This is a genomic window from Microcystis sp. M079S1 (assembly GCF_020246425.1).
GTDB classification, from domain to species: Bacteria; Cyanobacteriota; Cyanobacteriia; order Cyanobacteriales; family Microcystaceae; genus Microcystis; species Microcystis aeruginosa.
Window position 1 is genome coordinate 1 of sequence record NZ_JADBSZ010000218.1, and the last position, 8627, is coordinate 8627.

General features: G+C 42.3%; 8 protein-coding genes and 1 pseudogene. 6 read left to right on the plus strand and 3 right to left on the minus strand.

Annotation, left to right across the window (positions count from 1 at the left end; translation table 11 throughout):
• Nucleotides 1-744: pseudogene (locus IM456_RS14530) on the plus strand (IS630 family transposase); the annotation flags it as partial.
• Here IM456_RS14530 and IM456_RS14535 read toward each other — a convergent pair.
• The 3 genes from IM456_RS14535 to IM456_RS14545 all read right to left on the minus strand — a co-directional run bounded on the left by IM456_RS14535 (nucleotide 741) and on the right by IM456_RS14545 (nucleotide 2829).
• Nucleotides 741-1109: a hypothetical protein gene (locus IM456_RS14535; protein WP_287693729.1), complete on the minus strand. Its 369-nt coding sequence runs from the start codon at nucleotides 1107-1109 to the stop codon at nucleotides 741-743. The pseudogene IM456_RS14530 and the gene IM456_RS14535 sit on opposite strands and share 4 nt — an antisense overlap.
• 472 nt (nucleotides 1110-1581) lie before the next feature.
• Nucleotides 1582-2214, minus strand: coding sequence for a hypothetical protein (locus tag IM456_RS14540; protein WP_287693731.1), 633 nt, complete (start codon nucleotides 2212-2214; stop codon nucleotides 1582-1584).
• A gap of 54 nt (nucleotides 2215-2268) precedes the next feature.
• A complete protein-coding gene (locus IM456_RS14545) occupies nucleotides 2269-2829 on the minus strand; it encodes a hypothetical protein (protein WP_287693733.1) in 561 nt (186 codons plus the stop codon).
• 219 nt (nucleotides 2830-3048) lie between these two features.
• On the opposite strand from IM456_RS14545, the gene IM456_RS14550 reads away from it, so the two are divergent.
• The 5 genes from IM456_RS14550 to IM456_RS14570 all read left to right on the plus strand — a co-directional run bounded on the left by IM456_RS14550 (nucleotide 3049) and on the right by IM456_RS14570 (nucleotide 8415).
• Nucleotides 3049-4110 carry an Mrp/NBP35 family ATP-binding protein gene (locus IM456_RS14550; RefSeq protein WP_061430267.1) on the plus strand — a complete coding sequence of 354 codons (1062 nt, stop codon included), beginning with the start codon at nucleotides 3049-3051 and terminating at the stop codon, nucleotides 4108-4110.
• 17 nt (nucleotides 4111-4127) lie between these two features.
• The gene (gene rodA / locus IM456_RS14555; protein ID WP_149988294.1) at nucleotides 4128-5408 is read left to right on the plus strand and encodes a rod shape-determining protein RodA; all 1281 of its coding nucleotides are present in this window, start codon (nucleotides 4128-4130) and stop codon (nucleotides 5406-5408) included.
• A gap of 529 nt (nucleotides 5409-5937) precedes the next feature.
• Entirely contained in the window at nucleotides 5938-6081 is a 144-nt protein-coding gene (locus tag IM456_RS14560) for a microviridin/marinostatin family tricyclic proteinase inhibitor (RefSeq protein ID WP_287693737.1), read from the plus strand.
• 276 nt (nucleotides 6082-6357) lie between these two features.
• Nucleotides 6358-7335 (plus strand): MvdC family ATP-grasp ribosomal peptide maturase, encoded by a 978-nt coding sequence (locus tag IM456_RS14565; protein ID WP_287693740.1) that lies wholly within the window; start codon nucleotides 6358-6360, stop codon nucleotides 7333-7335.
• 105 nt (nucleotides 7336-7440) lie between these two features.
• Entirely contained in the window at nucleotides 7441-8415 is a 975-nt protein-coding gene (locus IM456_RS14570; RefSeq protein ID WP_149988297.1) for an MvdD family ATP-grasp ribosomal peptide maturase, read from the plus strand.
• The last annotated feature ends 212 nt before the right edge of the window (nucleotides 8416-8627 follow it).

The window sequence follows — 8627 nt, forward strand, 5'->3', positions numbered from 1 at the left end:
AAAGTATGTGTATATCTGGGCGAAATATAGTCTAGAAGATAAGCAAGACAAGAAATTAAGAAAAGCATTTAAAGAAAAATTAGATGAATATTTAAGGTTGGCTAAAGAAAAGCCAGAGTCAATCCAGGTATGGTTTTGGGACGGGGCTTTCAAGGTGGCGACGCAGGTTCGCCACAGGGTTCCCCTCATGAATGTGGATTTAGTTTGAGAGTAATAAGAAGGAGAGCTTGGACAAAAAAAGGAAAGCGAAAAAAAGTGAACGGGCAAAGAAAAAGAGGAAGGGTGAATGTGATGGGAGCCTTAAGATATAATGACAAAAAACGAGTCTGTTTTATGATCAAAAAAGGAAATTCAGAAACTTTCCATGAACAATTAAAGAAACTTCATGAAGAAATTCGTCAAGAATGGATAAACTTGGGAAATCTGCCCGAATATTTTCCAGAAAAAGGACTAAAGATTATCATTATATTAGACAATGCTAGTTATCACAAAAAGAAAGATGTTATTGAGCAAGTGGAAAAAGAGTTGCCCAATATTAGGCTAGAGCTTTTACCAGCTTATAGTCCAGATTACAACCTAATAGAATTAGTGTGGCATTCCGCTAAAGAATACATAGCTAATCGAGAATTTGAAAATAAAGAAGAACTAGAAAAAGTAGTCAATCAGCTTTTAAATGAAGGGGGATTGATTATTAAATGGAGTAGAAAACTTAAAAATAAGGGTAATGCTGTCAATGTAACTTAAATGCGTAAAAGCTTATCAACATTTCTGACCGGCGTGGAACCGGGTTTATGACTCCAGAAACCCTCTTTATTCAGTCGATACCAGTGGAAATCTCTTCCTGGAGCTATAACTAGGGCCACCAGATAGCGAGGGGCTTCGGAGGCGGGGAAACAATTATAGCGCACGTGTAAGCCATCACACAGGGAAGCTCGGGTCACTTCCGCACAGGTGAGCGAGCGGTAGATATTACCACAACCGCGTCCGGGTTGGGCAAAGGTATCGGTGCGTTTGTTACTGGCGTAGTTGTAGCAGTTAGGGACTTGCGTGGGAATAATATACCAGCCAGAAAATCGCTCTGTAGAAGAATCAGACCAGCCAGATGGCATATGATCAAAGCGCAAGTCCCTTAGCTGCGGGGGCTCTCGAAGGCTCTCCCCCTACTTAGGGACTTGCGTAGGAATAATATCCCAGCCAGAAAATCGCTCTGTAGAAGAACCAGACCAGCCAGATGGTACATTATCAAAGCGCAAGTCCCTTAGGGTGATCAGCAAACCTGAGCGAGCGGAGGGCGCAGGTTCCTGGCGCCCCGACAGTAACGGATTTTGTCCACAATGTAGGGGCGAACTGCGTTCGCCCAAAAGGTACATTATCAAAGCGCAAGTCCCTTATCTCGTCGGTATACACGATATATGATCTGATTTTCGCCAAAATCTAAAACGCCCATAGATTTCCACCTATATGGCAAAATTTCACGTTAATTCAACAACTTTGCAAAAAATTGTTTCATATCTCGATTATTGTCCAACTCCGCCTCGCGTACACATCATGCGCTGGCTATGTTTTGATATGTCCGACCGACTATATGGAACCGGACTTTTTCGCAAACTCACCTTGTAGTTCGATCATCTTCACGAGAACTGCATTGAGCCGTTTAGCTTTCTCTATGGATTCGTTATGGAGAGCGGAAATGATCTCCTTTGCCTTCAAGGAATCTTTATTTTCAAGATGGGTGCGGATACTTTCTGAAACCTCCCGTAATCTACCAGAGATGATTTGGGCGATTTCAAGGAATGATGCATCAGATTTGGAAAGATCGTAGAACAACCCCTCAAGTTCGCCCACTTCAGTTGAGTTTAAGAACTTGCTCTGGACAAAGTTACTCAGAATCCCTGAAAGATAAGTATCATAGATCTCCCCGATCCGATGACAACTTCCCTTAGCCTTTTGTACAGAAATCTCCAATACACCAGAAGCAAGGTTATCTAACTCTTTTGCCACGTCGCTGGTGACAGGCTCTACAACTGAGATGTTGCTTACGGCAAGTAATGCATCTCGAAGGGCGGTCGTACTCTTCTCTATCTCATTTAGAGCTTCTGCCAAACTCTGCCAAGCCTTTTTTGAACTGCTGATGAACTTTAGTAGCAACTTATCCAGGAGACCTACTCGTTCGATAATGCTTATAGTTGTATCAACCGGCTCTAAATACCCCATTTTTCCTCCTCCTCATTTTCATTTGGTAGTAGCGACAGTCTAGATGGTAATTTATTAATACGCAAGTCCCTTATTGTTCCGCAGGATAGTTGCGTTGTTGTTCCAGAAATTGGGATTATAAGCTCCCAATTCGTATTGGCAGGCGGCCTTGGGGGTTTCGAGGGGAATTTCGACAGTTTCGGGGGATAATTCTAATCCTTCCGTATCGAGGAGCGTCAAGCGCTCACCTACATATAATTGTTCCTGCAAAAACCCCTGTAGATCTGCATCTAAAGATAGAGCTTCTTCTTCAGGGGTCATTCTGGTGGTTATTTCAGCACTATTGATTAAACCGACCAGTCTTTCGGCAATAGCATTGGCTTTAGAACTGGTAGCATACTGTCCAGCCGCTAGATAAATACTCTCTGGCAGATTGTAATTGCGGCCTACCTCATCGTTGAGGGGTTCTACTAAAAATCCCCGTAATCCTAGACCAGCGTTGGCTGGTGCCGATTTAGCGATGACACTAGCATTATTAGCAATTTCCCGCAGGGTAGCGCGAATTTCCTGTTCATCGCTGATAATCCACTCTGGATTCGCTCGTCCAGAATATAGATCCGCAGTAATTTTTAACATCTTTTTTCCCTTTGTTTGAAGTCAACAATCTTGTCTTAGGTGTTCAGTGACTTGTCCCACGAGTGTCAAATTTATGCACTCGCAAAAGTGACTTACTCCCAGACGATCCCACTGTACATTTAAGAAAATACGGGAGCATCTCTCTTAGGTCATAAGTAGAAATATCAAGGTTAAGATAAATAACCATAAGAACAATACTTGACTAGAGACACTGAAACCATGCCCCTTGATACCGCATCGATTTTAGAAGTATTACGTCCCGTTCAAGATCCAGAACTGCAAAAAAGCCTAGTGGAATTGAACATGATCCGCAATGTGGCGATCGATGGCGGAAAAGTTAGCTTTACCCTAGTTTTGACGACTCCTGCCTGTCCTTTGCGCGAATTTATCGTGGAAGACTGCCAAAAAGCCGTTAAACAGCTGCCCGGTGTGGAAAGTGTCGCTGTGGCAGTAACTGCCGAAACCCCGCAACAAAAAGCTTTACCCGATCGCCAAGGCGTGGAGGGGGTTAAAAATATTATCGCCGTTTCCAGTGGTAAGGGCGGTGTGGGAAAAAGTACCGTGGCTGTCAATATCGCCGTCGCCTTGGCTCATTTAGGGGCAAAAGTGGGGCTATTAGACGCGGACATCTACGGCCCCAACGCCCCGACAATGTTGGGCTTAAATGACGCACAAGTGACGGTACAGGGCGCAAATGGCGAGATATTGGAACCCGCTTTCAACCATGGCATCAAAATGGTTTCCATGGGCTTTTTGATCAACCCCGATCAACCGGTAATCTGGCGCGGTCCGATGTTAAACGGCATTATCCGTCAGTTTCTCTATCAAGTCAATTGGGGCGATTTAGACTATTTAATCGTCGATATGCCTCCCGGTACCGGGGATGCACAATTAACTTTAATTCAATCGGTCCCCTTGGCGGGTGCGGTGATTGTCACCACTCCCCAGACGGTTTCTTTAATTGATGCTCGCCGGGGTTTAAAAATGTTCCAACAGCTAGGGGCGCGGGTTTTGGGTATCGTGGAAAATATGAGTTATTTTATCCCTCCCGATCAGCCCGATCGCTCCTATGATCTATTTGGGTCCGGTGGTGGGGAAAAAACCTCGCAAGAATTGGGCATTCCTTTACTGGGATGTGTGCCTCTGGAGATATCCCTCCGGGAGGGCGGTGATACTGGTGTACCAGTAGTTTTGGGGCAACCGGAATCGGCCTCAGCTAAAGCCCTGATAGCGATCGCTCGTCAGGTGGCGGCGAAAGTATCCGTGGCAGCCTATAGTTAGTAAATTTGGGGAGAGAAATGGTGAGAAGACAGTCCCTTATTAGTAGGAAACTAAGGGGTTTTAGTGAGCGGTTTAGCTTCATTTTCCGGGATATAGCCCAAATTGATTGGCTTTTGTTCGTTTTGGTGACGGGTTTAACCGTTTTCGGTGGTTTAATGATTCGTAGTGCCGAAAGACATACCACTGCTCTCGATTGGTGGCAACACTGGTTATTCGGATGCGTGGGAGTGGCGATCGCTTTATTTCTGGCCCGTTGTCGTTACGAAAGTCTGCTGAAATGGCACTGGTTAACCTATCTTCTCACTAATCTCTCCCTAATTGCGGTAATTGTCCTAGGGGTGACGGCGAATGGGGCGCAAAGTTGGATTAATATCGGCAGTTTTAACGTGCAACCGTCGGAATTTGCCAAGGTAGGTTTAATTATCACCCTAGCAGCCCTCCTACATCATCGTCCCGCCGATAATCTTTTTGCGATCGCTCGTGTCTTTGTCGTCACTGCCATCCCCTGGGTGTTAATTATGGCGCAGCCGGACCTGGGGACGGGATTAGTCTTTGGTGCAATTACCCTAGGCATGATTTACTGGGCTAATGCGAAACTACCTTGGATGATTATCCTCTTATCTCCCCTCGCATCGGTTTTTCTGTTTAATTTACTTTTTCCTGCTTGGATTGTTTTAGCAATTATCATCGGTGTACTTGCTTGGTTTACCCTTCCCTACCGTTTTTTATCCACCTTCATCGTGGTGGCAACTAATCTGGCGGTGGGTAAATTAGGCGAGGTTTTTTGGGGTTTATTAAAAGAATATCAAAAAGATCGTTTAACCCTATTTCTTCACCCAGAAAAGAATCCTTTGGGGGGAGGTTATCAATTAATTCAATCCCGCATTGCCATCGGATCGGGAGAATTATTGGGACGGGGATTACACCAAGGCACCCAAACCCAATTAAATTTTATTCCCGAACAACACACCGATTTTATCTTCTCCGTAGTCGGGGAAGAATTCGGTTTTGTCGGCAGTATTCTAGTTTTAATAGCTTTCTGGTTAGTTTGTTGGCGTTTGTTAGTCATTGCTAATACTGCCAAAGAAAACTTTGGTTCTTTAATAGCGATCGGTGTTCTCTCGATGATCGCTTTTCAGGCAATTCTTAATATTAGCATGACCGTGGGATTAGCCCCGATTACAGGGATTCCTTTACCCTGGTTAAGTTATGGACGTTCATCTTTATTAACCAATTTTATCGCCTTGGGTTTAGTGGAATCCGTGGCTAATTATCGCCCCCGTAAGCGTTTGTACTAATTAATCGTGCAGCTATCAGTTATCAGTTATCAGTTATCAGTTATCAGATTTGAGTTTTAAGTGTGGAGTATTAAATCCCACTTTCCGCGCTTCTTAACATTCAATTAATAATTTTTACCAATATATTGCTTACAATCCTTGTCCAGTAAGGATTATAGCTACAATGATGGATTTTGATCAAGGTGAAGAATTGTAAATTTTTTTCTCAGAAAAAATCAATTATTGAAAATGTTCTCAATAGTAGTTTCTACAATCAAGGTTTTTCGTTAAAACATCTTGGGGAATGTAAAAATATATAAAAGTATATGAAGATGTGCTGAATGTCGGATTTAGCAGAAATTGTTCTTAAGTGCTTGACATTTGCCAGATTAGTGGTTATTATGACCTCCATCACCCAAATAAAAGCAAATTATTTGCACAATCCCAATTCTGAAAGCCATGCACAGCAAAGCTTTCAGGGGTAAGTACAGGTGGTTGTTTTTATCTGAGTGATTAAACCTATTCACTCGAAATTACCAGAGGAATAACTATGGCATATCCCAACGATAAACAAGGTAAAGCACTTCCTTTCTTTGCTCGTTTCTTGTCCGTAAGCAAAGAGGAATCTTCCATCAAGTCTCCTGAGGAAGGACGTCAAACACTCAAATACCCTTCTGACTGGGAAGACTTTTAAACTCAGGTTACATGAGTAATTGCAGCACTTTTCTTGATTACACCGTACAGACAAAAAGCTAAAGGAGCCACTAAGCAAGGCTCGCAGCCAAAAAACTGCACGTTGAGATACTGAGAAGTGCTGTCAACTAAATTTAGTAATTACTCAACAAAAAACCAATACTGCAATTAGTTAAGCAAAAGCAGCAATTTTTGCCGCCTTTTATTGAGATTCTGGCCAATAAATACCAGCCCAAAAGCCTTAAAATGGGTTAAAATATAGAGATTTGCAATTGACATGAAAGAATCGCCTAAAGTTGTTTTATTGTTGACCCATAGCGGCGATTTTTTCACGATTGACCGCGTGGCTGAGGCGATAGAAAAAAAAGGAGCCACACCTTTTCGCTTAGATACCGATAAATTTCCCTTAGAGGTTCAATTAGCAGCCCAATTTAATGGTAAAAAAAGTTTTTATCAATTAACCTATAACCATCAATCTATTGATAGTCAACAGGTGCAATCTGTTTGGACAAGACGTATTTGGCAGCCTGAACTAACAGGGGATTTAGATCCTCAGTTTCGGGAGGCTTGTGTGCGAGAATCCCAGACGACTTTGGCTGGTTTTTGGGATAGTTTAAGGTCAGCGCGTTGGTTAGATAATTTAGCGCAAATTGAGAAGGCTAAAAATAAGTTATTACAACTTCGTTTGGCCTCAGAAGTTGGCTTAATTATTCCCCCTACCTTAGTTACCAATAATCCCGATGCTGCCCGGGAGTTTTTTTCCCAGGTTCAGGGACGAATGGTGAGTAAATTGTTAACTGCGATCGCCCGCAGTATGGAGTCGCCGGAATTTTTTCTTTATACCAGTAGGGTGAAAGCAGAAGACCTTGAGGAAGCGGAATCTTTACGTTATTGTCCTATGGTTTTTCAAGCGGAAATTCCCAAACAATTAGAATTGAGAGTTGTCGTGGTTAATGGACAGACATTTGTGGGAGCTTTAGAATCTTCTCAGTATAATAATTCTGCCGTAGATTGGCGAAGACCGGGTATTGATCCGGGTGCTTGGCAACATCATACTTTACCCGATTCACTATTGCAGCAACTTCAGATTTTTATGGCTAATTTAGGGTTGAATTTTGGGGCGTTTGATTTTATCTTAACTCCAGGGGGAGAATACGTTTTTTTAGAAGTTAATCCGGGTGGTGAGTGGGGAATGTTAGAACGGGATTTAGATTTACCTATTTCTAATGCAATCGCTGATTTTTTAGTATGCTAAAAATCAAACCAAAACCTAATCAGGATTTTGAGGATTTTAGGATTATCAAGATTCTCAATCCAAAATCTAATCAGGATTCTCAATCCCAAATCATCAAGGAAATCTATGACCGTTTTAATTGTTACTTTTAGCCACGATAATGAAAGTATTCCTCTGGTAATCAAAGCCATAGAAACGATGGGGAAAAAAGCCTTCCGTTTTGATACCGATCGCTTCCCTACAGAGGTGAAAGTTGATCTTTACTCAGGCGGTCAAAAAGGCGGAATTATTACCGATGGAGACCAAAAATTAGAGCTAAAAGAAGTTTCTTCTGTCTGGTATCGACGCATGAGATACGGACTAAAATTACCCGATGGGATGGATAGTCAATTTCGCGAAGCTTCTCTTAAGGAATGTCGGTTAAGTATTCGAGGAATGATTGCTAGTTTATCTGGCTTTCATCTTGATCCAATTGCTAAGGTAGATCATGCCAATCATAAACAATTGCAGTTACAAGTAGCGCGACAATTAGGTTTATTAATTCCGGGGACTTTAACTTCTAATAATCCTGAAGCTGTCAAGCAATTTGCTCAGGAGTTTGAAGCAACAGGAATTGTGACTAAAATGCTTTCTCAATTTGCTATTTATGGAGACAAGCAAGAGGAAATGGTTGTTTTTACCAGTCCTGTTACTAAGGAAGACCTAGATAATTTGGAAGGTTTGCAATTTTGTCCAATGACTTTTCAGGAAAACATTCCTAAAGCTTTGGAATTACGCATCACTATTGTCGGTGAACAAATATTTACGGCGGCGATTAATTCCCAACAATTAGACGGCGCTATCTACGATTGGCGAAAAGAGGGAAGAGCGCTACATCAACAATGGCAACCCTACGATTTACCGAAAAATATTGAAAAGCAACTACTAGAATTAGTGAAATATTTCGGTCTTAATTATGGCGCAATTGATATGATTGTCACACCAGATGAACGTTATATCTTTTTAGAAATTAATCCCGTTGGTGAGTTTTTCTGGCTAGAACTTTATCCTCCTTATTTTCCCATCTCCCAGGCAATCGCTGAAATCCTCGTCAACTCATAAACCGGCAAATACAGAGTCAGAGTATTTTATCGCAATTATCATATCTGGTGAGGGACAGAAGTTATCGCTTTTGAATTAGGAATGGGGAGCGGAGAACAGGGAAGAAAATTGGCGTACCTCATGACTCTGAATACCGCTATAAGTGTCACCGATGGGAGCGCGAGTAAGGTGAGTATTTGACTTGAGTAAGACGGCAATATATGTTACTATCG

Coding starts and splice junctions, on each gene's coding strand:
- IM456_RS14535 (WP_287693729.1), bottom strand. CDS start 1,109: ATGCCATCTGGCTGGTCTGATTCTTCTACAGAGCGATTTTCTGGCTGG.
- IM456_RS14540 (WP_287693731.1), bottom strand. CDS start 2,214: ATGGGGTATTTAGAGCCGGTTGATACAACTATAAGCATTATCGAACGA.
- IM456_RS14545 (WP_287693733.1), bottom strand. CDS start 2,829: ATGTTAAAAATTACTGCGGATCTATATTCTGGACGAGCGAATCCAGAG.
- IM456_RS14550 (WP_061430267.1), top strand. CDS start 3,049: ATGCCCCTTGATACCGCATCGATTTTAGAAGTATTACGTCCCGTTCAA.
- rodA (WP_149988294.1), top strand. CDS start 4,128: ATGGTGAGAAGACAGTCCCTTATTAGTAGGAAACTAAGGGGTTTTAGT.
- IM456_RS14560 (WP_287693737.1), top strand. CDS start 5,938: ATGGCATATCCCAACGATAAACAAGGTAAAGCACTTCCTTTCTTTGCT.
- IM456_RS14565 (WP_287693740.1), top strand. CDS start 6,358: ATGAAAGAATCGCCTAAAGTTGTTTTATTGTTGACCCATAGCGGCGAT.
- IM456_RS14570 (WP_149988297.1), top strand. CDS start 7,441: ATGACCGTTTTAATTGTTACTTTTAGCCACGATAATGAAAGTATTCCT.